Annotated in this window: 13 protein-coding genes; 8 read left to right on the top strand and 5 right to left on the bottom strand. The window is 59.9% G+C overall.

Features of this window, described 5'->3' with window-relative positions; genetic code table 11:
- Position 1: 1 nt before the first annotated feature.
- Both pheA and KQI84_03050 read left to right on the top strand, forming a co-directional pair.
- Positions 2-1,108, top strand: coding sequence for a prephenate dehydratase (gene pheA, locus KQI84_03055; GenBank protein ID MCB2153839.1), 1,107 nt, complete (start codon positions 2-4; stop codon positions 1,106-1,108).
- A complete protein-coding gene (locus KQI84_03050; GenBank protein ID MCB2153838.1) occupies positions 1,105-2,250 on the top strand; it encodes an aminotransferase class V-fold PLP-dependent enzyme in 1,146 nt (381 codons plus the stop codon). The genes pheA and KQI84_03050 overlap by 4 nt, the downstream gene beginning before the upstream one ends.
- Positions 2,251-2,316: 66 nt before the next feature.
- Here KQI84_03050 and KQI84_03045 read toward each other — a convergent pair whose 3' ends face one another.
- Positions 2,317-2,913, bottom strand: coding sequence for an HNH endonuclease (locus KQI84_03045; GenBank protein ID MCB2153837.1), 597 nt, complete (start codon positions 2,911-2,913; stop codon positions 2,317-2,319).
- 293 nt (positions 2,914-3,206) lie between these two features.
- Here KQI84_03045 and thiS point away from each other — a divergent pair, with 293 nt between their 5' ends.
- Both thiS and KQI84_03035 read left to right on the top strand, forming a co-directional pair.
- Positions 3,207-3,404 carry a sulfur carrier protein ThiS gene (gene thiS, locus KQI84_03040; GenBank protein ID MCB2153836.1) on the top strand — a complete coding sequence of 66 codons (198 nt, stop codon included), beginning with the start codon at positions 3,207-3,209 and terminating at the stop codon, positions 3,402-3,404.
- Positions 3,405-3,410: 6 nt separating this feature from the next.
- A complete protein-coding gene (locus tag KQI84_03035; protein MCB2153835.1) occupies positions 3,411-4,205 on the top strand; it encodes a thiazole synthase in 795 nt (264 codons plus the stop codon).
- An 84-nt stretch (positions 4,206-4,289) separates the two neighbouring features.
- On the opposite strand, the gene KQI84_03030 is transcribed toward KQI84_03035, so the two are convergent.
- Positions 4,290-5,969 (bottom strand): FG-GAP repeat protein, encoded by a 1,680-nt coding sequence (locus KQI84_03030; GenBank protein MCB2153834.1) that lies wholly within the window; start codon positions 5,967-5,969, stop codon positions 4,290-4,292.
- Between the two features lie 279 nt (positions 5,970-6,248).
- Between KQI84_03030 and rarD the strand changes: the two genes are divergently transcribed.
- On the top strand, positions 6,249-7,103 hold the full coding sequence (rarD, locus tag KQI84_03025) for an EamA family transporter RarD (GenBank protein MCB2153833.1): 855 nt from the start codon (positions 6,249-6,251) through the stop codon (positions 7,101-7,103).
- Here the strand turns inward: rarD and KQI84_03020 are convergent.
- Positions 7,100-14,866, bottom strand: a complete 7,767-nt coding sequence (locus KQI84_03020; GenBank protein ID MCB2153832.1) for a prepilin-type N-terminal cleavage/methylation domain-containing protein — start codon at positions 14,864-14,866, stop codon at positions 7,100-7,102. The two genes, rarD and KQI84_03020, sit on opposite strands and share 4 nt — an antisense overlap.
- A gap of 8 nt (positions 14,867-14,874) precedes the next feature.
- Entirely contained in the window at positions 14,875-18,270 is a 3,396-nt protein-coding gene (locus KQI84_03015) for a hypothetical protein (GenBank protein ID MCB2153831.1), read from the bottom strand.
- A gap of 296 nt (positions 18,271-18,566) precedes the next feature.
- Here KQI84_03015 and KQI84_03010 point away from each other — a divergent pair, with 296 nt between their 5' ends.
- The 3 genes from KQI84_03010 to KQI84_03000 all read left to right on the top strand — a co-directional run bounded on the left by KQI84_03010 (position 18,567) and on the right by KQI84_03000 (position 24,902).
- Positions 18,567-20,717, top strand: a complete 2,151-nt coding sequence (locus KQI84_03010; protein MCB2153830.1) for a RecQ family ATP-dependent DNA helicase — start codon at positions 18,567-18,569, stop codon at positions 20,715-20,717.
- A 109-nt stretch (positions 20,718-20,826) separates the two neighbouring features.
- On the top strand, positions 20,827-21,393 hold the full coding sequence (locus KQI84_03005) for a TetR/AcrR family transcriptional regulator (protein ID MCB2153829.1): 567 nt from the start codon (positions 20,827-20,829) through the stop codon (positions 21,391-21,393).
- Between the two features lie 830 nt (positions 21,394-22,223).
- The gene (locus tag KQI84_03000) at positions 22,224-24,902 is read left to right on the top strand and encodes a hypothetical protein (protein MCB2153828.1); all 2,679 of its coding nucleotides are present in this window, start codon (positions 22,224-22,226) and stop codon (positions 24,900-24,902) included.
- A 1-nt stretch (position 24,903) separates the two neighbouring features.
- Here the strand turns inward: KQI84_03000 and KQI84_02995 are convergent, their stop codons facing one another.
- Positions 24,904-26,085, bottom strand: coding sequence for a DNA-binding transcriptional regulator (locus KQI84_02995; protein MCB2153827.1), 1,182 nt, complete (start codon positions 26,083-26,085; stop codon positions 24,904-24,906).
- Positions 26,086-26,095 lie beyond the last annotated feature (10 nt).

Here is a 26,095-nt window from a genome sequence, read left to right as displayed (position 1 = left end):
CATGAACCCGTTGTCGGACTATCGCAAAGAAATCGACGAGATCGATCGCGAACTCGTTCGCCTGCTCGATCGACGCGCAGCGATTGCGCGCGAAGTGGGTCAGGCCAAGGCCGGCGCCGGCCGCCAGACATTTGACCCGGGGCGCCAGCGCGAAGTTCTCGAGCGCGCCCTCGATCGCAGCGACGGAGGCTTCCCGCGCGTTGGGCTTTCGACAGTCATGCGCGAAGTCCTCAGCGCCTGTCTGAATCTGCAGAAGCCCCTGCGCGTTGCTTACCTGGGGCCGGCCGCGACGTTTGCCCACCAGGCTGCCATTCGCGAGTTCGGCAGTGCTGTCGATTTCGAAGCGAATGACAAGATCCGCGACATCTTCCAGGCCGTGCACCAGGGCTGGGTCGACTACGGAGTCGTTCCTGTCGAGAACAGCACCGGTGGCATGGTTCACGACACGCTTGACGGGTTCATGGACTTCGATTGCCGAATCTGCCACGAAGTCTTGCTGCCGATCAGACACTGCCTGCTCTCCAACACAGCGCTGGAAGACGTGAAGAAGATTTACTCGCATCCGCAGACATTCGCACAGTGCGGCACTTGGCTGCGCGAGCACCTTCCAAAGGTCGAACTTATTGAAATGCCGAGCACCGTTGCTGGCATGAAGAAGGTGCGCACGGTCAAACACGCCGCCGCAATTGGCAGCGATCTGGCCGCCGATCAGTACGGACTGCGCATTCTGGCCGCCGGCATCGAGGACAATCAGGACAACACGACGCGATTCCTGATCATCGCAAAGGAAGACACGCCGCCGTGCGGCGACGACAAGACGTCGCTGATGTTCTCCGTAAAGGACAAGCCCGGCGCGCTGTTCACATTGCTGAAGCCCCTGGCCGATCGCGGCATCAACATGTCCAAGATCGAATCGCGCCCGACCAAGAAGAAGGCGTGGGAGTACGTCTTCTTTGTCGACATACTCGGCCATCGGACTCAGTCGGACATCATCGAAGCGATTGCCAGCCTGGAGCCGAACTGCCACATGATGCGAATCCTCGGTAGCTATCCGCGCCAGGCATCGCCGCGTGAACTTTCCGCCCAGCAGAAGGAGCAGTTGAAGTGAGTTCCCTGGAAGGGCTCGACATCGCTGCCGAGTTCCCGATCACGCGCAATTCGATCTACCTCAGTCACTCTGCCATTTCGCCGCTGCCGGCGCGCACGGCAGCAGCAATTCAGCGATATGCCAAGGAGGCTTCCGAGCAGGGACTTGTTGCTCTTCCGCGCTGGATTGCGCGATTGGGAATGGCTCGATCCGAAGCTGCCATGATGTTGCGCGCCGACGAAGCGGAGATCGGTTTCGTCAAGAGCACCACCCACGGCCTGATGATTGTTGCTAACAGCCTTCATTGGCTGAAGGGCCAGACCATCATCGTCGAAGAGCACACATTTCCTGCCAATTGGTACGTCTGGAAGGGCCTGGAGGAACGTGCAGGCGTGCAGGTCGTCACGTGGCCGGAGCGCAATTTCCGCTACGAGATGGAGGACTTGGCACGTCTACTTTCTGAACACGATGTCGCGATGGTGTCGCTCACGGCAGCTTCCTACTCGACCGGATTCCGTCACGACCTGGCTGCAATCGGCAAACTCCTTCGCGAGTCTGGTGTCTTGTTTTGCGTCGATGCGATTCAGCAGTTGGGAGCGTTCCCGATCGATGCAAACGAGTGCTGCATCGATTTCCTGGCGGCCGACAGCCACAAGTGGCTTCTCGGGCCCGAAGGCGCCGGCATTGTTTACGTGAATGCCCATCGCCTGGACATGTTCAACGACACCTTTGTTGGCTGGCTCGGGCGCGAAGGGTTCGAGGACTACGACGCGCGTGATCTGCCGCCGGACCCCACGGCACGTCGTTTTGAAGAAGGCGCACCCAACCAGGTCGGCGTGCAGGGAATGGGCGCCTCGTTGACGATCCTGAATGAAGTCGGCATCGACGTTGTTGCCCAACGCATTCGAGCGAATTGCCGCGTGCTGCAGGATGGATTGCGGGACTTGCGATGGAAGCTGATCTCTCCGGCCGACGAAGAGCACGCCAGCGGAATCGTCGCCTTCGAGCACGCGGAAAAGGACCCGAGCGCAATTGTCAGGGCCCTTGCGGAGAAGAAGATCGTCTGTTCCGCGCGCCGTGGGTTTCTTCGGATGGCGCCTCACTTCTACCAGACGCCGGAAGAAATGCAGCGTGTCGTCGACGCTGTTCGCGAAACTGGCTGATACGAAAATGCCCCCGGAGTGATTTCACTCCAGGGGCCGTGTTTGTTTCCACGATTGATGCCGGGCCTATTCGTCCAGGTCGACATTCCAGTAGGCGACATCGACGAATTTCTGCCACAACGGCCGTTCCACACCCTTCATTGAATGACGGATGATCGACAGCCAGTGCGGGCGCTTGGGCGGCCGGATCAGCTTCATCGGCGCGTACTCCAGCAGCTTGTTACCCTTCTTCGCGTTGCAGCGCTGGCACGCCAGGACGACGTTCTCCCACTCCGATTTTCCGCCCTTCGACTTCGGCAGAACGTGATCGATCGTCAACTCCTCGCGCGGGGGCTTCCTGCCGCAGTACTGGCAGGTGAAGTGATCGCGCACGTATATATTGCGACGATTGAACTTCACCATCCGAGGCGGCAGACGATTGTACCGGGTCAGCAGGATCACCTCCGGAACCATCAGACGCAGGCTCGGCGAATGAATGAACCGGCTGCCTTCGCTTTCCACATGAGACGAAAGCGCCGCCCACGTGGAGAAGTTGTAGGTTTGATACTCCTCGGTGACCACTCGCGCCAGGTCCTGCACCAATAACGAGATGGCCCGCTGCACAGAGCAGACGTGGATGGCCATCCAGTTGCGATTCAGGACCAGCACTCCGCCGGATACCATGGTTTTGCCCTTTCCGGTATGCAACCCGCTGACGGAAATTCCGCGAGGAAAAAACCGTCTAAGATTGACCCAGTAGTTTTGTCGAAAACGCTACGCTGTCTAGGGAAAACCTCGATCCAGTGGATAAAAATTCGTCAGGAGAGCATTTCCGCAGTGTTTTGGCGGTCCGAAACTCGCATCCCACAGCCCACTGCAGTCCTTCTTCTCAGGGTTTGACTCCCCGCCTGTTGGACGCGTAAATCTTCACCCGAGCGGCTGAACCGGGCCGCCCCCCTAAAGGGATGGAACACGCCATGAATCTCGTTGTGAACGGCGATAACCGCGAAACAACAGCTCAGTTTGTCACCGAGCTGATTCACGAACTCGACCTGCAGCCCAAGCACGTGGCTGTCATGATCAATCGCAAGATCGTCAAGCGTCACACCTTCGATCAGCAGGAACTCCACGAGGGCGACCAGGTCGAGATACTCTCCATTATCGGAGGAGGATGACTTCTGATGAATGAACTGACCGCAGTCCCTGACTTCAAAGATGAACCGCTTGTCGTCGGGAAGTACAAACTCAAGTCCCGCCTGATCGTTGGGACCGGCAAGTACGAGAATTTCGATGTGATGCAGCAGGCCCACGTTGCCTCCGGGGCAGACATGGTGACCGTCGCTTTGCGTCGCGTGGATCTCAAGAATCCTCAAAACAACCTCCTGAACTATATCGATACAAAGAAGATGACGCTGCTTCCGAACACCGCCGGGTGCTACTCGGTCGAGGAAGTCATCCAGGTCGCCGAACTGATTCGCGAACTGGAACTGGGCGATCTGATCAAGGTGGAAGTGATCGGCGATCAGAAGACGCTGATGCCGGATCCGATCGGTACGCTGGAAGCCACAAAGCGTCTTACCGAGATGGGCTTCACCTGCATGGCTTACTGCTCGGACGACATCATTCTGGCCCGTCGCCTCGAAGAAGCCGGCGCCGCGGCCGTCATGCCGCTCGGCTCGCCCATCGGCAGCGGCCGGGGCGTTCTGAATCCCGCGAATATTCGCCTGATCAAGGAGTTCGCCAACGTGCCGATCATCGTCGACGCGGGTGTTGGTTGTGCGTCGGATTGCTCGCTGACGATGGAGATGGGTGTGGATGGTCTGCTGGTGAACACCGGCATCGCAAAGGCCGCCGACCCGGTCGCTATGGCCCACGCGTTCCGCCTTGCCACGATCGCCGGCCGCATGTCCTTTACCGCCGGCCGCATGGACAAGCGCCTCTACGCCAGCGCCAGCACGCCGCTGAAAGACTTCTGATCGGCGCGTGCACACTCGCAGATAGAAAACGCCCCCCGGCCTTCGCAGCCGGGGGGCGTTGCATTCTGGTCTGTTCGGCGCAGCTTACTCCATCATCATCCAGCCGGGCTTTGCGCTCAATTCGATCGGAGCCTGGGGCACGCTGCCTGCCAGCACGCCGTAAACACGGATGCCTTCGCGGCCGTCGTGACAAATCTGCCAGTCGGCCAGAACGTCGCCGCCGCAGGATGAGTCGAATGGCAGATCGCCGCTTCCCGACGCAAAGATATCGCCATTGTCCAAGCCATCAAATTGGCCGATGGCCACGTCTGTGCCGTACCGGAAGTTGGCAACCGTCCCGCGGAATTGGCTGATCTGATAGCCGAGCTCACCTTCGAGGATTGAAGTCGCCGGCAGAGCCCCCGACCGGTAGACGAACACCGCACCAGCCGCAGTTCCATCCGGCGTGTTCTTGCCCGGCGCTCCCACGAGCAGCTCGATACCCGGGGCGATATCGTATGCGCCAACGGCCAGCGACCAGCCGAAGAACTCCTGGGACTGGCCGGTGCCGAAGATGCTTATGTCTGAATCGAATGGCATCTCCAGCGTATCGCCGGCGTACTGGCTGGGATTGCTGATGTGGTAGACGCCGCCCAGGTTTGTGCGCGTACCGACCTGGAGCTGTGGAGCGCTGGCGATCAGATCGTCGACCCCGTCGTTATCCAGATCGCCGACCGCAACGGCGCCGCCAAGGCCCGCGAAATTCAAAGTCATTTCGACCGTGAGGTACGGTGGGCTGACGGACATATCGATGCTGGCGGGACGGCCGCCGGAGAACTCCAGGACGACCACACGTCCATTGGCATTCACCGGAATCGGCCAGCGTGGGGCGCCGATCACCAACTCGGGGAAGTTATCGCCATTGAAATCGCCGGCCGTGATCGCCGAGCCGAAGCGCTCATCCGCGACATTCGAGAAGATACGCGTCTTCGGATTCGGGACGCTGTCAATCGTCGCGCGAGACCAGTCCAGCACGGGTCGACCATAGATGATGTCGACTGTACCGCCTGTGGCAGCGCGGGGGGTCCCGATCAGGATGTCATCGAACCCATCGTTGTCGAGGTCGGCGAACTCGACGACCTCGCCGAAGCGAGCGCCCAGGTAGCGGCCTTTGATTTCCACCGCATTGGCGTTAAAGATCTCGTCCTCAACATACGTCAGGCCGCCCAGGTCAGCACGACCCAGGATCAGGTAGACGGTGCCGAGATCGGGATCGCCGAGGGGATGCGGCGCACCGATGAGGATGTCCGCGAAATTGTCGTTATTGAAGTCGCCCGTCGCGACCGAAGAGCCAAAGAACTCGCCGCCGCGCTCGGGGAAGATCTGCACGCCACTGGGGATGCGGCCGAGCGAATCCGCGAACGTCACGGCGGAGTACTGGGGCGTCACCACGGCGTCGGGGCGCGACGTCAGATCGTAGTAGACGCCGCCGTCATCGCTGGCAGGCGGCAGGCCGAGGTAGTCTCCGCCAAAACGGATGTAAATCATACCCGAGTCGACGGTCAACAGGCCGCCCGCGCGGGGCGCACCCATCACGCAGTCCTCCAGCCCGTCTCCGTCCACATCGCCCATGGCGATGGGGGAGATTTCACCGGGATTTCTGCGGTTTTCGGCGATCTGCACACTGCGCGCGGCCGGGACGTCGATCACGATTTCCTGGGCCTGAACGGTGGCTGCGGCCACCAGAAGCGCGGGGATTATGAACGATTTGCATGAAGCAGGCATGCGACAAGGCTCCGGAAGATACAGAACATAGCGGTCCAGATTACTCACAGAGTGTGGAGCGCCCCGGTCGCATCGTCAATCAAGAAGCCCGGGTTTTTCCTGCCCCCCACGGGGCGGCGGCTGGCAACTTCGCGGCCTTTTTTGCCCATGTTCGCTTTGGGCCTTTCCCCGCGGGCCATCCCCGGGGCAGACTCCCCGGGCTGATCGACGCCCTGAAAGGTCCCAAACTTGACACCCAAGCTCAACCCAGCCGATCCCGCGGAAACTCGTCGCGGCGTGATGTATGGCCTCCTGGCGTACGGGGGCTGGGGGTTTGTGACGATCTACTTTAAGGCAGTCGCCCACATCCCGGCCTTGGAGGTCCTGGCCCATCGGGCTCTCTGGTCCTTCATCCTGTTGATCGCAATCGTTCTCGTCCTTGGCGAGGCTCGAACCATCCTCCGCGTGTTCCGCGACTGGCGGACGCTGCTGGCGCTCGTGGCGACGGCGACGCTGGTCTCGATCAATTGGCTGACATTTATCTGGTCCGTGGCCCACGAGCGCGTCATCCAGGCCGCCCTCGGCTACTTCATGAACCCTCTGGTGAACGTGTTGCTGGGGGCGCTCTTCCTTGGCGAGCGGCTCCGCCGCTGGCAGGTCGTCAGCCTCTTCTGCGCCCTGGCCGGGATACTAGCGATGACGACGCTCGTCGGGACCGTCCCATGGGTCTCCTTCATTCTCGCCTTCTCGTTTGGCCTCTACGGCTTGATTCGTAAGGTCGCCCGGATTGGTGCCCTCGGCGGTCTGACTGTAGAGACACTCCTGATGTTGCCCATTGCTGTCGGATACGTCGGGTGGCTGATGGCGACCCACGAGAGCCATTTCGCTGCCGGCAATGGGTCGGACACAATCCTCCTCGTCGCCGCGGGGATCGTCACCGCAGTGCCGCTGCTCTGGTTTGCAGGCGCCGCCCGTCGCTTGAAGTACACCACGGTCGGATTCATCCAGTACATCGCCCCGAGTCTTCAGTTCCTCCTTGGGTGGCTCCTCTACAAAGAGCCCTTCGGGACGATGAAGTTCATCAGCTTCCTTCTGATCTGGCTCGGGCTGGCGATCTTCACCTGGGACGCTCTGCGCCGCACGAGGCGCCGCTAGGCGATTTCCTCCTCAGCATCCCTTGGGCTTCGCCCGAGCAGGATCATCAGCACACCGACCACGGCGGCCAGGATTGCCAGGTCGATGGCGACCGCGAGCGCGTACGCAACGATCCCAACGACGATCAGCGTGATTCCGACTCGCCGACGCGAGGTCACGACCTTCTTTCCGGCGGCAAGCGCGCTGACCAACAACGCCACGAACGCCGTGGCCAGCAGGAAGTCGTTTCGCTTTCCAGTCGATTGGCGGGAGGCGTATTCGAACTGAATTGCGCCCGTGCCCTGGATCTGGCGGAAGACGAACACGTCGCCTTCGCGTGGGAAGTCCACCTGCGCCGCCTCAACCCTAGGGGCGACGGTTGGCGCTTGTATCGCCTGGTTTCTGATCTCTCCGGCCAGTTGCTGGACAGCCACATCCTCATCCGCTTGCATCAATCGCTGCACGTTGCTGTAGAGTTGGATCTGGGCTTCGTTCGCACGCTGCAGATTTTGCGCGCGCTCTTGCTGCAGCTTCATGCCGAGATCGACTTCCTTGCCTTTCTTGGCGACGCCGCGACGATCGTACGCTTCCGACGTGCTCATCGCATAATTGTACTGGCTCGTGGCCTTGGATTGCACAGACTTCAGGCTGCTCAGAGCCTTCTCCAGCGTTTCGCCCTCCGACCGCAGCGCGACCTCGGAGAGATTCTCCGCCCGGCGCGCCTGGCGAAGCGCTTCGTCCACTTCCAGATCGACGAGGTCGACGCGGTTCAGGGAGCCTTCGAACTGCTTGAACTTGTAGGTCGTCGGCATCATCAGGATCATGGCCGACTGCAGCACTGGTACGCCGCCCAACACTTCGGGCAGCTTCTGTTCGCGCTTACCACTGCTTTCGAGCGAATCGGTCTTTGCCGCGTAGGCAACGCGGGCATTGAGTTCCGGATCCAGAATCCCAGTGCGGATCAAAGGAATGAGCAGGACATCCCGACCAGCTTCTTTCCCAAACGTTGGGCTGACTGTCTTGCCCGCGACACGAACTTCGTAAACGGAGATCTCGTCGCGCGAGTACGGCAGGGCAACGCGGAGGAATTGCTCCGACTGGTTCTGAAGGACGAGTTCCAGTTCGTGGCGCTCGAATCCATCCTGAGTCACGATTGTGCGCTGGCGCAGTACTTCGACCACCGCGCGCAGCGTTTCACCTTGTGCATGGCGAACGATTTTGAACGTCGGCCGGGTCTGATCCAGCTCATAGACCTGGTCGGATGGGAGCGGTCGCATGCTGCTCGGCCACTGGACCGCCGTTGGTTCGATGCTTCGCGCTCCGGCGCGGTCGGTCGGATTGAGTTCGCCTTCGAATTCCCGACGCAACAGCAGCAGCGCCCGTGAGCCGGACTGATCCGCAGGAAGAAGAACTGTCGGCACCACCTCACTGCCGGCGGCCGTATCCGCCGACTGGTACAATTGAACATTCAATTGGACCTGCCTGGAGTAGGGGGCGTCCAACTCCGCGATCACGCGAACACGACCATTGCCTTCATCCTGCGTGCGGAAGCTGCGTATTGGTCCATCGACTTGCAGGCGTGAAGCGGCAGCCGCATTCGATTCCGGAAGCGCAAGAACCGCCTCTACCTGTCGCATCCGACCCCGGCGGGGTTCCGCCCGCAGCACTGCTGACAGACTTTGGACGCCGTCGGACACTGTGACCTGATTGAAGATCGTCACCAGCGCCGCCGCATCGATACGCGTCAGTTCAAACGTCATTTCGGCCGGTCGCGCCAACTCGTAGGCACGCAGGCGCAGGTTTGGACCCCTGCGCGAGACCGGCGGCATCGCGTTCTGTTGCATCTGCATCTGCGGCTCTTGCGGCCCCGGTGCGAAGGGATCCCATTCAGAGCCGAAGTACTTCGCCAACAGACCCGTGTGCAGTGGATTTGGCGGCTCGGCCGTGGCGCCGGCCAAATCGACTTCCTTTAGTTCCACATCGGGAGAAAGAACGATGGCGATATTCTGCTTCACGTCGCCTTCCGATGCGATGCGCAGCGGCTGCACGTGTAGCGTGCTTGCCGTTCCCTCGAGCGGAATGGAAGCCAGAAATTGGATCGTTGTCGGATTCTCGACGGCAGGGGAGAGGAAAACCTGCAGCCTGCCGTTATTCCAGATCCAGTCGGTGTACTGGTCGCCACTCAGTTCCTCCACGCGCGTTTCAGGAGGAAGTTCAAGCGAAAGCGTGCGGATAGCTGTCCCGCGTGGTTGAATCTGCAGGGTGGCAGCGTGGCGCAATCGACCTTCCTCAGGCACGAAGAGCTCCGTTACATTCGCATCGAAGACTTCCGGGAGGCGCGCGAGTTTGATCGTCGCATTCCAGTCGGATGCAGTCGTGCGATACTGTTGTGTCGAGAACCCGGAGCGCGCTCCCCGCGCAGCCTGGCGATCGAGCCCAACGGGGCTCATCTCCCGAATCTCGATTCCGCCATCGAAGTTGAACCGGACAATATGCCGGGACGTTGTTCCGCCCCCGACTCCGATACCGCCAACCCTCCAATCTCCCTGGGGGGCAGGCAATACAGACTGCAGCACGATGTTCGCTTCGCGCGTCTCGCGCAGCCGAATCCTCAAGATATCCCCATCGATGACAGCCGATTCCACTGCCGGCCCGGCAACATCCATGATGCGCAGAGGACCGACATTCAGGGACACTTCGCCGGGCAAAGTACCCGCATCCGACGTCGCGCTTAATCGCAGCAGTTGCCAGGCCTGCGCGTAGGCAAGATGTTGCCACGTGATGTCCGTTTCGATTTCCGCACGCCAGTCGCTCGCTTGCTCGCGGACGCTGGGGCCGCCTTCCGCCGACCAGGCGATCGTCTGCGGTCCTTCGGATGCAGAGCCACGCAGGAGAGACGTCTCTCCCTTGCGTTCGATGATGACTGGATGCGAGGAGTCCGCCGTGGCATTTGCAAAGGGAATCGAGATCTGCCAGAAACCCGTCCCTGACGCAGGCGCCTGAAATTCAAGGCGTCCGCTTGTGCCTTGCGAATCACACGGGGCCTCGAAACTCGCCTCCACGATGCCGGTCCAGTGCGGGGGAAGAAGCAGCATCGGCTTCTCATCCTCCATCTGCAACGTTGCCCCGGGAGGTGTGGATTGCAGTTCCGAGAAGGCGAGTTGATCGAATGCAACCGGCGTCAGTGAAGGTCCGTCGCCCGTGTTGAGGGCATGCAGTGTCAACGTGCCCTCGACGACCGAGCGCTCCGGCAGCCAAGTGCCAACCAGCTTCCAGGATGCGATGAATGCCGGGGGATGTTTGTCGGGAAGCGACTCCGTCGAAGCATGTGCGGCATTCCACAGTTCTTCGAACATCACACGATCGACGAAGACATTGGGATTCTCTCCGGGCTGCGGGAGTCCTTCATCGTATGGCGCGATCAGGCGAACGGGCTCCTCCGCGTGCGTCCCCTGCAACGGGGCTAGCGCAAGCAGAAGCGCGCCAACGGCGACGGCCTTCGCTTTGGGTGCATGTCCCGTGTAGTGGATCACCCGTGCCAGCAATGGAGCCAGCAGAGAGAACAATGCACCCTGGAGCGCTGCATTGTAGAACGCCACCCATGGTGTGGCCACAATCAGCGGGCCGAAGAACGCCACGGCCAGTGTGAGAACGATGGCATGCAGGTAGTACTGGCGAGCAGCGATCCACACTGCGCCGAGAGCAAGCGCCACGAGCAACCAAACGGCAAAGCGCAGGCGCTGGAAGGAATGCTGATCCAACAAGCGGACACGCATCGACGCATCGCCGGTCAGCCCCTCAAACTGGCGCTGATAACCGCCTTCGGGAATCTCGATCGCGAGAGAAAGCAACCCGGCCTGGCGTGCGTCTGTCGCAGTAGTTGCAATGGCACCATCGCGACTGCGGGAACCGTCCTGCCCGAAGAGGTATGTTAAGTTGGAAGCGCCAGGACTGGCACCCGGAGACCCCTCGCCTTGCAATACTAACGCATCCTGGAATCGCAAGCGATTCTGTTCAGCATCTGTACTGAAATCAAACGTGTCCTCCGTCATCTTATCGGTCATGATAACCGTCGGAATCTCATCGACACTGGGACCGCTAGCGCTCGAGCTTGCTCCGAACGGGCTCGCCGCTCCGCTGTCTACCCGGTTGACATCAATGCCTGCCATTGCCTCCTCGGCTTCGCGCAACTCTCTGTCGGCGAATTCGGCAGGCGTGCTAAACGGATCGGAGTAATAGTTCGACTGCACCCGCTGTTCCTCTTGCTGGCTAATGGAATCACCCTCAAAACCCCAACGGTATTCCTCGGTGGGAGCAGGACTTCGCTCAGCTGACTTGACTCTGCTGACGACAGTGCGCCCGTCTCTATCGACGTGAGTCTGAATGTCGATGACATTCCCAGCAGACTGTTGTGCTTGCTGATGTCTGCCGTACGAGGGATTCCAATTCGATTCGGCGATACGAATGATGTCGCCCGCGCTAACCGTGCCGTTCGTCGGATCGTACTGCAATTGTGCGCGATCGTCGCGATTGTCAGGACCGACGCTGTAGACGAGCCAGAAGGAATTCGGCGGCTGTTGCGGCAAAACCATGCCGGCCTGCACGGCACTTCGCACAGCCTCGAAGCCTTGCAGGTACTTCAGTGACTCGCCCGGCTTGAGGTTGTATGGGTCGACAAAGGACGACGTCATGTACTTGACCGGCCCCTGCCAGAGAATCTCGGAATTGTACGGATATCCGTTGTTGTCGACGAAGTAGCTCTCGATCGCAGTTGCCATCGAGCGGGCGTCGGACTTTACGCGCGAAACCTTGGAGCGTACTTGCGCCTCCATGAAATTCGGGACGGAAATCGCTGCCAAAATCGCAACGATTGCGCCGATTATAAGCCACTCGATCAAACGCACCCCACATCCGGAGGCCGAAACGGCCGGCTCCTTCGGCTCGCGATTCTGCCGAGCTTCGCGGAACTTCCGAACGGCAATCACACCGACGAATACGAACAACGCCAGAATCGCCATCGAGATAATCAGAGATACTCTCGAAGCATTCAGGAAAACGAGCCGCGAAGGGTAGTACGCCTTTCGAAGGAACGTAACGAACGGCTCGCGCACATTGATCAAGTCGACGAAACTGCCCTGGAAGCTCAGGTACTCGAACCCGTACGGCAGGTTGAGTTGCCATGTCGTCTTGTTGACCGGCACGGGCAGTGATGGCGCCGCCAGGTCGAGGTTCGACGCCGCATCCAACGGCTGGCCGGGCTGGCGATACAGAATAGAGATTTGCACGTCGCTCCCCGAGGTGCGCCGTGTGGGCAACGGAACCAGCAGAACGCTCGTTCCATCTGCTCGATTGCGCCGCGCGGGGCGCTCGCCCTTGCGATTGACGAGCACCGACCAGACTTGCGCATCCAGTGGGAGATCGACTTCGAGGAACTGCTGCTCCGCCATTGGCAGCAGGCGGTACTCGGCAAGCGTCAATCTCTCGCCATACTCCGAGACCGTCGTCTGCAGATTGGCCTCGCGAACAAGGCCCGACAGCAACTCCTCAGGCTGGAACTTCTCCGTTTCGATGCGAAGAGAATACGGCGGCTCCACATAGCGATAGGCGGCCAGAATACGATTGCCTTCTTGCCACGGATTGTCGGGGACCTCGGCGAGATCCGTCTCCGCGAGGTTCTTCGCCTCGGCCGTCAACTTCAGCGCTTCCGACGCCTCCAGCAGAATAAAGCCCTGCTGATAGGTGGCATCAACGACGCGTATCTCGGGGGCGTCCACGGACGCATCCGTTGACGAGCGATCCACCGCCCATTCGAACGTCGCTGCGAACTGGCCCAAGACACTATGGCGAGTGGTCAGCGTGAAGAGCTCGCCTTCAGGAACAGTCTCGCGCACGGTTTCACGGATTTCGGGTCCATCGACTTTCACTGCGGAACTGATACCCTTCGGCAGGATTACCTGAAAGCGATCCTGCGGCGCGTAGCGCACGTCGTATTTTACCTGCGTACGCACAAACGTGCGATCTTCCTGGATGGAGAGTGCAGTCACCACTGTGGCGCGGGTCTCGGAACTGCGTCCGCGAATCTCCAGAGAACCTTTTGGATGCGAACCTGTTGCTCGCATCGCGAGATCGACTCGAGGATACGGCAGTTCCCCCTGCTGAGTCTGAACTCTGGCTATTTCAAGAGCGACTGTCTGATTCCAGGCATCGGACAATTCGCCGACGGGGATGACAGTCAGGTCCTCGAGTGACGTCGGTTGAAGTTCCAATGTCTCGTCGCTCTCGACACCGAGCTCATAAGTCGAAGGGCGCTCGCCTTCCAGCGAGAGGTACGGAAACTCCATCTGGTTCGTCGTTCCAGGCGCGCCCCACGAACCCGCGTGGTGCAACTTGACCTGAATGTACTTCGGAGCGGTGGCAAATTCCCATTTGATGGTCCAATGTCCATCGGCTCGACGCTGGGTGTAATACTGTTCGTAGAAATGCCCCTGCTGACTTCCGCCGACTTCTGTGACAATCCAGTCGGGATGACATCGGAAGAGCAGTTCCTGGCGATCGGACGAGATGCCGGAGATCGTGAAGACCGAATTCGCCTCGTTGCGATCGATGCGCACGAGCCCAATCACCTGCGGCGGCGTGTCCACGTGTTTCGGCAGCAGCGCGACTTGCAGTTCGGGCAGCGCTCCCCAACAGGAATACAGACGATCGCCGGCTGTGCCCTGCATGAACGAAAGCTGCGGAACGTCCTGAGTTAGAGACGGAATCCAATCATCCGATCCTCTCATCCTGACCGTCGAAGTGACCTCCTCACCGATCGATGGGAACGGTGGCAGGGTGTAGGCATCACCGGTCATGGAAGCGCTGTACCGAAGCGTCACGCGCAACTCGTCCGTCGCGCTCAAAGCACGCAGAGTAACGTGAATATTGCCCATCCTGGCGGCTCTCGCAGGCCCGGATGTGGACATCTCCAGTAGTTCCAGTCCCTGCGGTAATTCGAATTCGAGGTCGGCGCCTTCTTCGAACTGCGAGGCGAAGCTCACTTCATCGACAACTTCGAGTCCGGATCCAATGGCCCGCACAGTGCGATCAATATGCTGTAGAATCGCATCGGCCTCGCGCAGCGGAGGGCGCCGCTGAGGGAAGAGCATCAAGTCTTCATCGGGCAGCGGGGAAACGACCAGGACGTCGCCTTCCTCGCGCGAAGGTGCATCGGATTCGATCGCGCGCCAGTGCTCCGATGTTTTGATCGAGATGCGCGTCGGCGAATGGAAAGCTCCAATCGCAACCATCGCATCCGGCGAATCGGCATTGAAGGAGTACTGAGCTTCGACATGCAGCGCTCCTGCGCCTGGACCCCGTGCGATCAGGTAGGTTGCGCGATCGATGCCGACGAGAAATGCCGGCGGATCGTTCGGTGTGCCCTGAGCTGTCCAGGGCACTTTTCCATTGTCGATGCGGACGGCGGCCCAACCCTCCCAAGGCGCATCGAACGCAATCTCGCCTTGCAGCAGCAGATCGCGATCAAGCTCTCCCGCAAGTTCGATCGACTTGCAGGTCAGTGCCTTCTCAGGTGGCCTGGCGGCTTGGCGGCGATTGGCTTCACCGATCAGAGCAAGGACCTGATCTAATGGAAGGAACACGCCTTCTGCGGTGTATCCGGGTGCGCGCCCGAGATCCTCGCGCGGCACGAAGAAGACTTCGACCGGCGGGGTTTCCTTGGCCGGGGCGGGCGGCGCCAGCAGTCCCAGCGCCGCCGCGATCAGAATGAGGAGTGCGATGCGGTTCATGGCTCGCCTCACTTCGCTTCGGGATCGTCTGTCGGTTCGCCAGGCTTCTTCTGATCCTCCTTTGCCGGTGGAGGAGGCGCCGGTTCCTCCTTCGGCTCTTCCTTGTCATCTGCCTTGGGCTTCGGCGGTGGCCAGTCAGACATCAGGCTTTCATCGAAGCGAATTGTCGGCTCTGGCTTGGGGCGATTCCTGATCTCCTGCGCAGCGACGCGCGCTTTCCCCACAAACAGGAGGACGATTCCGAGGGCCAGCGCTGCGAGCGATGCCGCCAGAGCCGTCGCAAACAGCCTGCCCCACAGGCCATCTGTCAGGCTTGCGAGAATGAAAGCGACAACAACTGCCGCCGCCCCGATTGAGAGACGCTTGCTTCCCCCCATCGCCACCATCAGACCAAGGAACACAACGATACCGATGACCAGTTGCAGGATCACAAGGCTCTTGCGCTTCCAATAGTCGACCTCGATGGTCCCGACCCCGCTCAACTTACTGAATTGGAACTGCGCTCCTTCCTTCACGATCGCGATGTCCAGCGCAGCGCCCTGCAGGCGGGCCTGTCGCTCCGCGTCTGTCTCCTGGGCATCGTAGTTCATCTGCGGATGCGAGACTCGCGGATTCAGCGAAGGCCGCGCAACTCCCCCTGCGATTCCAGCCGGAAGATCGTTCAACAGCGCTTCCGTCGCCGGCTCGATCCACGGCGTTGTGCCGCCTTCATTCAGTCGCATCGTCCCGCCGAAATTCACGTAGCGATAGTCGCGCGGCAGGAAGAGCCGCCACGTTGTTCGAAGCACCGGGATGTTCAGTGGTTCGGGTGGATCGAAGCGCAGCGTACCGCTCCGCCCGAGGTCATTGCCTTCCAGCGTCTGGTGCATGATCAGCCGCACGCGGAACGCAGAATCCTTCGATTCGGACTTTGTGAGCTCAATCAAGCTGGCGCCATCGGCTTCGCGAATTGCCGGGCGCACGGACGCTCCCCGCACGGACGCCGACCAGATCTCGACGCCCTTCGGCAGCTTCAACTCCAGGTATTGCTCGCGATTGTTTTGCACTTCCAGATAGACCTCGTGAACAATCTTCTCTTGCTCGTTCACGACGGAATCGATGTGCATGCGGCGGATGAGTGCACCCAGAACGCTCTCCAATTCATGCCGAATCAGTTCGAGCTTCAGGTCTACTTCCCTGGGCTCGAAATACCGGAATCCGAGGAACGCATTCGCAAGCGAAGCGGGCAGTTCCTTCACGTCGCGTACTTCCAGCCCTTCGGACACGGACGCACGCACCTCAAGGTTCTCACCGCGCGCCACGGCAACATGTCCGGTTTCGCGAGCCACGCCCGCCACGCATACGATGGGGACGGAGACATTCACCGGCTTGCCGGATTCGGCGCCTTCCAGCGGGACATCGAAGGAGGCACGCAGTGTGTAACCACCCAGCACGCGCCGCTGCAGCCGAACCGTCCATGTTGTCAACTCATCGTTCGGCCCTGGTGTGGAGCGTACCTTCTCTTTGATATCCGCGCCCGTGATGCGGACATCTTCGCCGGCCGATGTCGGAACCAGCAGTTGGAATTCATCCGTCGCGGAGAACTCCACAGTGTAGTTCATCGTCGCATCGATTCGCATCAGTGACGGCATAATGGAAACAAGGTTCTCTGTCTCGCACGTCAACCGCGTGCGCTGACGTTCGATTGCCACCAGGCCCTGGAATGTGGGGGAGAAGTAACGATAGCCCAAGACAGATACGAGGTCGCTTGATCGCAGATTACTCAGCTTGCCCTGCAGCAAGCGCACATCCGTCGGCTCGAGTCCCTTCGCTTCAACCTCCGTTGCCTTCAGTGCAAGTGGCGCCGCCAGTACAATGTCTCCAAGATCTTCCTCCGCATTCACGATGCGAATCGGCTGGAGTTGGACACGCCCTTCCACTGAAGGACGAGAGCGCTGCAGTCGCAGTTCCACGTCGACCGCCTGGCGTTGCTCGCCACGGAAGTTGACCTCAACGCGGCCGTCCGACGCGCGGAATCCGGCAACCAGGTCAGGCGGCCCGGCCTCGCGAAGTTCGTAGTCCTTCGGAATCTCAAGCGTAACGCCGAATATGCCGCGCGCTTGCACGGCGATGTGGTGCCGCGACTTGATGCGCACCATGTCGTTTGTCACTTCGTAGAGGACAATAGATTCGGCCCGCAGGCGGGCGGGAATTTCCTGGCGCGTCAGTGCAAGTTCCCAACCGGGCTGGGCGTACTGGAACGCGCGTGCAGCCAGCGAGGACGATCCCGCCTGCACCGCAGAGATCGCATCCAGACCGCTGGTGCGATCCGGCCACAGGTAGAGGCCCTCGGTCGGAACGACGACAATAGTGCCGCTCTCCCGCGCAGCGTTCATGCAGCGGATTTCCGGAATCACGAGGCGAGCGTTGTCGTCGCTCATCTGCGCATCCAGTGCGATCTCGAAGTTTTCCGTCATCGGCCGGACAAGCTCGATGCTCATTTCACCATTCGCATTCGGCTCCGACCAACTCTTCAGGTACGACCCCGAGACGCCCAGCAAGCGCACCTCCGGTGGCACGCGCAGCGCCATCGACTGCGCCTCGCCGCTCAGCACATCGACCGACAAGCGCACGCGAATCTGAACATCGCGCGGCGAAACCTGCAGAACAAGCTTCTGATCGACAGAAAGGCGCGTTTCGGCAGCGGCGCCCTCTTCTTTCGCCCGCGGGCGGTATGCCAGTACAACGCGATCCCCCGATCCAGCCGAGGCCAGGATCATCGACTCGCCTTGCGGCGCTTCGCCCAATCGCGCTGGCAATCCGTCGGAAATCTCTACCAGCAGCACGCTTTCCGGCACATGTAACTCGATGGAACTGGCCGCCGCCCGCGGTGTCGTAAACCTCAAGTGCTTCTCCACCCCCTGGGTTTCGAGTTGCGTCGCGAGACGCAGGTTCAGAACACGCTCGCCCTCGCCGCGAACCGTCAGCACAAGGCCGCCACCCGATTCCGGCGGAGCGAGCGATGCAGGCGGGCCTTCCACGGTTGCGGACTCGATCGCGGCGCCAGTGAAAGGAAGCGGAACGACGAGGAAGTCGTCGCCCCGCGCCAGGACCTCGATTCGCAACTCCACGTCGAACGCCGCCACATCATCCACGACGTGACCGACGTAGCGCGCACTGGAGATCGCCGCGACGGGCTCGAACTCCGGCGAATCGCTCTTTGGGCCATCCGCGCCTTTCAGACGAAGGAACTCCGCATAGGGTACCAGCACCGACTGGTCGCTGGAGAAACGGGGGCCCTCCATTTTATCATACGGGACAAAAACAAACCCCGCCGGCGTGGGCGAGGGGTCCGGCTGCTGAGCATGGGCGACAGCGGCCGCCAGTACGAGAATCACAACGGCAAGACGGCAGAGAGTCCTCACGGCAACGACCTCCGGTAAGATGGCAGGAAAAACGAATGAGTGCAGCAGAATCCCACCCCAATCCTTCACTCCCAATGCCTGGATAGCGCACAGAAATACAGGCGTCAACGAACATAACGGTCTGGCAGTCCGCGATTCTGTGTTCTATTCCGGCAATGTAGGAACTTCGACAACTGCTCTCGGCGAATGGTTCCCGACAATACCAGGAATTTCCGACAAACGTCCGAGTCCCTTGACAATCGGGCCCGTTGCCCTCTGCGTAGAGCGAACGCTCCCACTGCTCCCGTTGACCCACCATGACCGCCACGCCCCCAGCCAAGACCTCATCCGCCTCCACCCACCAGGCACTGCTCGGCACCCTGAAGGACATTTGGGGATACGACGAGTTCCGCCCTCTGCAGGACCAGGCCATGACGGCCGTCATGCAGAAGCGCGACTCCCTTGTCGTGCTCCCGACGGGAGGCGGGAAATCGCTGTGTTTTCAGGCGCCTGCGCTGCGCCGCCCGGGAATGGCGCTGATCATTTCTCCGCTGATTTCGCTCATGCGCGACCAGGTCATGCAACTCCACCGCAGCGGCGTCGAAGCCGGCTGCCTGCACAGCGGCCAGCCCCAGGAAGAGGCTTGGGAGGTCCGCCAGGCGCTGGCCGAAGCCCGCCTGAAGCTCCTCTATCTTTCCCCGGAACGCGTCGCGCTCGACGACCTGCGGCAATTACTCGGTCCGTCCGAAGTCTCTTTCATCGCGATCGACGAGGCCCATTGCATCAGCATGTGGGGACATGATTTCCGGCCGGAGTACCGACAGTTTCGTGAGTTGCGCGAGGTTTTCCCCGAAGCAGACATGCACGGCTACACGGCGACCGCCACGCGCGAAGTCAGCCAGGATATTGTCGATCAACTTGGCCTGCGCGACCCTCTCGTTCTGCGCGGGTCATTCGACCGGCCGAACATTCACTACACAGCGATGCCTCGAAAGCGCGCCGTGGACAAGTTGATCGAAGTCGTTCGCCGTCACCCCGGGCAGCCGGGGATCATCTACTGCATTTCGCGCAAGGAAACCGATCGCGTTGCAGACCAGTTGAGTCAGAAGGGCTTCGATGCCTTGCCTTACCACGCCGGAAAGGACTCCGAGGAACGCATCGCCGCCCAGGAGTCCTTCATCAACGATCGGACAGACATCATTGTCGCGACCACGGCGTTCGGCATGGGAATCAACAAGCCCGACGTGCGGTTTGTCGTGCACATGGGCATGCCGAAATCGCTGGAGAATTTCCAGCAGGAGAGCGGTCGCGCCGGGCGTGACGGCCTTCCGGCAGAAAGCGTCGTCCTGCACTCCTACCAGGACGTCATGACCTGGAAACTCGTCATGAGCGAGGCGCCGCCCGAAATGCAGCGCATCGCCAACGCGCACCTGGACAAGATGTATGCGTGGTGCAATGCCACGGAGTGTCGCCGCAGTCTCTTGCTGAAGCACTTCGACGAACGTTATCCTGCCGACAATTGCCGGCATTGCGATCATTGTTCCGGCGGGTTCGTTCCCGTGCCGGACAGCCATACCGTGGCGCAGAAGATCCTCTCCTGCGTCAAGCGCCTCGACGAAGCGCACAACGCCGCCTACACGACAGATGTCCTCCGCGGATCGAAACGTCGCGCCATTCTGGATGCAGAACACGACAAGCTCAGCACCCACGGCCTGCTGCACGGAGAGAGCAGGGAAGCCGTCGAAGACTGGATCGAGCAACTGCGCGCCAATGAGTTTCTCGCGGCGGGAGAGGGCGGCGCTCTGTCCGTGACAAGACGCGGGTGGGAGATCCTCCGAAACCGCAAGATCGCGATCCTGATGGATCGGACCTCGAAGCCTGCCAAGGGCCCAGAGGCATCCGGAGATCTGACCTCCGATCAGCAGCAGGAATTCGAACGCCTCCGCGCCGTGCGAAAGGAACTGGCCGCGCGCGACAAGGTTCCGCCGTACATGGTGCTTGGTGACCGATCGCTGCACGAAATCGTGAAGCGCAGGCCGAAGAACCTCATCGAGTTCTCGCGGATCCACGGCGTCGGGAAACGGAAGCTCAATGACTATGCGGAGCCCTTCCTGGATGCCCTCTGGCAGCGCCAGAGCCGTCCTCGGTTCCACCGCAGCGAAGCGGAAATCGCCGCGAAAAAGCCCGACGCCTACGAACTCTTCGACCTCAATGTGCCACTCGAAGCCGTAGCCCGGCAGCTTGGTCTGGAGAACCGGGAAATCGAGCGGCACCTGACCTCGTACATCCGCGATCGAGGGCTGACCGATGCCACACTGTGGGTGCCGACCGATCTTGCCGAGGAAATCGAGGCCGAACTGGAGGAGTCGCCCGACGGCCGACTCGCCCCCATCAAGAAAGCCCTGAATCACCGCGCCACTTACTTGCAGTTGCGCATCGTCCAGGCTTGCCTCCGGAATCGTGGATGACGGAACCGTTTTGACCGGCCCCGGGATTTTGTTTGCCCAGTAGGAGCCCCCGGGGGAGATTGAACCGAACTGGGGTATTGGGGTATCCCACACTCGAAGGGAATTGCACATGGCGCGCCCAAGTTCAAAGGAGCGTATTCTGAAAGCCGCCGAGACAATCGTGGCTCGGGACGGCGCTGCGCACCTGACGCTCGATGCCGTGGCCGCCGAAGCAGGCATCAGCAAGGGCGGGCTGCTTTATCACTTCAAGACTAAGCAGGCCCTGATCGCCGCAATTCTCGACGCTCATTGCAAGGCGGCCATCGCTGCCCACGAAGCCGAAGTCAAGCGCCTTGGCCCCAACATGAAGTCCGAGCTGGAAGCTTACCTCCAAGCGACGCAGGCCTCCGAAAAGGACCCGCTCTACGATCGCCAGATCGGCGTCGCGATCATCGCTGCCATCGCCAATGAACCCGAAATCGCCCGAGCCGCATCCGACCGATTCGACGACCTCGAGAATCGTCTGTGGGGCAAACGGGAGAACTTCAACGCCGACGCTGCCATTATCTGGCTCGCCGCGCACGGACTGAAGTTCTTCCACCTCGTCGACCACGAACCCTTCACCCCCGAGCAGCGCAAAGCCATCCTGGATCGCATGCTCCACCTCGCCCGCGAACAGGGGGAGAAGTCCTCCTGAGTCACCATTGACAATTCTACTGATCGCCGTTGCAGTGTATGCGGTTTGCAGTATTCTGGAACCGAGACGGTATTGCGTGGGCGATCTTCGATTCGCCTCATCCCATCCAGACCCGAAACGAAAGAGAACCACCAACGAAAAAAAGCCCCCAAGAGCAGGGGGTTTCCTTCAATTCAGTCGCTGCAAGTGCAGCAATTTCTACAAAAAAATCTGGCGGAGAGGGCGGGATTCGATAATAACACCCCCGAAAACGCAGAGAATGCTGGTATTACTGTGCTTCCAGAATCTCGCATTTCTCAAAGTCCTCAGAATCCACATCTGTTTCGACGAATTCCGGCACAAATTCTGGCACAACTGGATTGAGGCCAATCCCGACCAGATCCAATCACTCCTTATTAGAGTTCTGGCGCACCTGCTCTGGGAGCAGGGGGGCGCGAGTTCGAGTCTCGCCACCCCGACTACCTTTATTTCCACACAACTCAAAAGTCCACGACCCGCCCTAAAGGCAGGAGCGGACCTGTGCGTGTGCAACAGGTGCTAATTGCACCTCAATCCGGCCCTGTCGACCTCTTTTCAATGGGGTTAAGTGCTGGGGGCGCCGTGACATAGCAACAGGCACGCTTTGCATGTCTACAATTGAACATGGAGCCTCTCACTTCGGAGGTCCAAGTCGGTTGGTTCGCAAAGTCGGCAGGCCAACGATCAGCGCTGCAGCCTGCGATGTCGGAAGTCTTATGAGGGATTGTGTAATTGATTGCCGAATCCCGATCGACTAGCTGTCTTCTCAGACGTTTGCTTTCTATTCCGCCAATCTCAGGCAGGAGTATTTCATGAATATGCTCTTCTCAAGAGATCGCAAAACTTCATTCGTAGCGTTTGCGCTCGCGTGCGTTCGTTCCTCCCATTTCATTCCGCCGTTCTTGTTCCTGATGTTGATCGTCGCCGCGAGTCTGGGCGCGGAACCTGTCTTCATCGAGAAGGCAGGCCCTCCGAGGGAGGTGGAAGGCGGCGTGCTATTCACCTTCGAGGCTCCGGAGGCTGCGAACGTTTTTCTGGCCGGGCAATTCAACAACTGGACAGGATACGAATCCAATGATTCGACTGGATCCATGGAGCAGGCTGCTCCGAATGGTGTCTGGTATAAAGTCGCACAAATCCCCTCGGGACGAACGGAGTACAAATTCGTGATCACGCGAAAGGACGGCGGGATGGAATGGACCGCGGATCCGTTCGTTCCTGGCACGGGCGATCATGGAAACTCCATCTATGATCCGGAAAATCCGCCGGAGACGCTGGAGGCGCTAATCTCATGTTCGGCCGCGCGCATTTCGATGGTCGAATCCAAGAGCCAACTCATGATCGCATTCTTGAACGAGCGCGGAACCGTGAGCCGAAACCTGCTCATTCCACCCATCGTCATGGATGGAGTTCCCCAAAAGGATCTAGTGATCGATTCCTCGCAACCGGGGCGGTTGGCGAATGGGACGATTGTGCTCACGGTCGAATGCGCCGGTGCTCGTTCAGTCTCTCTGACTTATGAAGCAGAAGATGGCGGGCTTCATGAATGGGATCTCGGCGTGCCGGGCAACGATTCCTACTACGGGGGTGGCGAACGATTCAATTCGATCAACCAGAAGGGCTACATCCTTCCGATGCGCAGCATGGATCACCCCGGAGAGAAGGGAGCCGTTTCCTACAAGCCCGTCCCATTCATCATGAACTCCTCCGGCTTCGGCGTGTGGGTGGATAGCTTCACGCCCGGAACATTCGACTTGAATGCAACTGAGCGTTCCACCTGTCACCTGAACTACACCGAGTACAAACTGCGCGTGGTCTTCATCGCGGGACCGGATCTGAGCGATACGCTGAAGGAGTACACCGCGCTAACCGGTCGCCCGCCAGTCCCTCCAGTCTGGTCTTTCGCTCCGTGGAAGAGCCGCAATGTGCATAATGACCGCGAGGAAGTGCTTGAGGATGTGGAGAAGTATCGACAGTACGATCTTCCCGGTTCAGTGTTGGTGATCGACAGTCCCTGGGAGCGCGGCTACAACGACTTCGTGCTGAACGACGAGCAGTTCACAGATCCCCGCGCCATGTTCGATCGGGTGGAAGAACTCGGTTTCTACACATGCCTGTGGCTGACGCCATTTGTGAACAGCGAAAACGTCCAGGACATGCACGGAATCGCGAAGGGGCCTTCAAGCAATTTCCAGGAGGCGGCGGACGAAGGCTTCCTGGTGAAGAACTCCGATGGCGAGGTCATGATCTCTGATTGGTGGAAGGGAAAGGGCGGGCTTGTGGACTTCACGAATCCTGAGGCCGTTCAGTGGTGGTTCGAGCAACTGGACAAAACAAAGAAGTGGGGTGTGAAGGCTTGGAAGTGCGACGATGGCGAAGGCACATTCGTCCTGGATGCCGTATTGCACGACGGATCGACACCGGCAGAGATGAAGGGACGCTTTGGGTATCTCTATCTCGAAACCATGCAGAAGTACATCGATGAACGGATGGATGGCGACGGCGTTCTCTTTGCACGTCCGGGATTTGCCGGGACGCAGAAATTCCCCTACTGCTGGGCGGGCGATAATCACGCAGGCTGGGATTTTGAGAATGGTCTGCCGGGTGTGATCCGAGCTGGCCAGACAGCAGCTCTCTCTGGGATTTCGCTGTGGGGACATGACATTTCCGGCTACCACGGCACGCAAACGCCGGAGCTCTTCAATCGCTGGACGCAGTTCGGGTGCTTCTCGCCATTGATGCAACTTCACATGACATCGAATCTCGGCCCATGGAGTTTCGGCGAAGAGTCCCTCGACATCTATCGCCAGTACGCCAAGTTGCACACACAGCTCTTCCCGTACATCTATGCGGCCGCGAAAGAATCGCATGAGACTGGTATGCCAATCATCCGCCCAATGGTCCTGGCATTCCAGAGCGATCCGATTGCCAGTCGCGAGGACTTCCAATACCTGTTCGGGCCTTCAATTCTCGTTGCGCCAATCTACCAACCTGGAACTCACCGCAGCGTCTATATCCCGCGAGGGACGTGGATAGACTGGTGGACGGGCGAGAGAATCGCCGGCGGGAGGTACATCGAGGCCTACGCGCCGATGGATCGGATTCCGCTCTACGTCGCCGCGGGCTCAGTGATTCCGATGCTCCCGGCCGATGTCGACACCCTTGTTCCGGCATCTTCCAAGTTGTCCGATGATGTTGTGACGATGGATGATCGCCGCATCCTGCAGATCTGGCCCGGCGCCCCTTCTGTTGCAACAACGGAGGGAATCAGCGTGGAAGCCGCGAGTCCTGTGGAACAGAGAATCGATCTGACCATCTCTGTCTCTCAATCCCGGCCACTTGAGGTTCACCTCATGCACCAGAGACTCACGATGGAACAGGGAGCAACGAATGCCCCGGATTCTGTACGTTGGGACGACGGCGTTCAGGCCACTGTGTTGCGGTGGAAATCTCTCGCTGGAGAAGCGCAACTGCGGTTGAGCCGGAACTGAATCACTCTCTCGGGATGTCGATCCGATGTCGGGATCGCCACTGGCGAGGAGATTCGCCCATCTCGCGATGAAAGACGCTGCAGAAGTACGTTGCGCGACGGAAACCGGTCGCCTCCGCGATCTCCTTCAGCATCATCGGAGTCTCAACCATCAGGCGCATGGCGGCTTTCAGTCTCTGGTCACGAACCAGGTCCGTTATCGTCGAGTCGAGACTGGTTCGGAACTTCTTCTCCAGCAGGCTGCGTGAAACGCCTGCGGCGCGCGCAATCTGATCGACGGAGAAAGAATCCGCCAGGTTCTCGCGGATGAAACTCAACGCGCGCGCCAAGGCGTCATCGTCGATGGCAATGATGTCCGTTGACATGCGCGTGATCACCTCGCGGGGCGGCACTACAATCTGGACTGGTCCCAGCTGTTCTCCCTGAATGGCGCGATCGAGCAACGCCGCCGCTTCCCACCCCACTCTCGCATTGTTTTGCGCGACGCTGGAGAGTGAAGGAAGAAGAGATTCGCACACCACAACATTGTTGTCTACACCCAGGATCGCAACATCCTGAGGAACAGAGACACCAAGATCGTGACAGGCCTCAAGGACATGGAGGGCTCGACCATCGTCGGCGCCCATGATTCCGATCGGTTTCGGCAGAGACTTGATCCACTCCTCCAACTCCCGGGCCGTGACGGCATCCTGGTCACCCTCGGCGTCCTTCTCGTCGCGAAAGAAATAGCACGTCGTTGCCCTCTCCATCACCGCAGATTCGAAGCCGCGATGCCGTTGAACTTCCCAAGGCTCTTTCGTGGAACCGACGAAGGCGAAATTGACAAAGCCTCTCTCCAGAAGATGCTTGCCGCCGATTCGGCCAATCTCTTCGTCGTCCGTTATAACGGTCGGAGCGCTTCCCCCAGGGTTGTTGGTAATACTGACCGCAGGTAGACCTGTCTCGCGAATAGCCTCGAGTCGTCCGGGATCGCGCGTGGAGAAGATGATGCCCGAAGCGCCTAGCCCTATCAACTCATCGTAGCTCTTGTAGCGATGCACCAGCGAAAACGTGCGCACGTTGTAGAGCAACTTCCAGGTCGTATTCTTCCGGGCATAGTCGATGATGCCGTGGAAGACTCCGATCCGGTAGGTCTCTGTGAACGACGTTCCGGCGATATCCAGTGCTACAAGGGGCGCGTTCAAACTTCTCGCT

The sequence above is a fragment of the bacterium genome (genome assembly GCA_020444065.1).
In the GTDB taxonomy this organism is placed as follows: Bacteria; Sumerlaeota; Sumerlaeia; order SLMS01; family JAHLLQ01; genus JAHLLQ01.
Note: the sequence above shows the minus strand (reverse complement) of the source record. Positions and strands in the feature narration are given on the sequence as shown.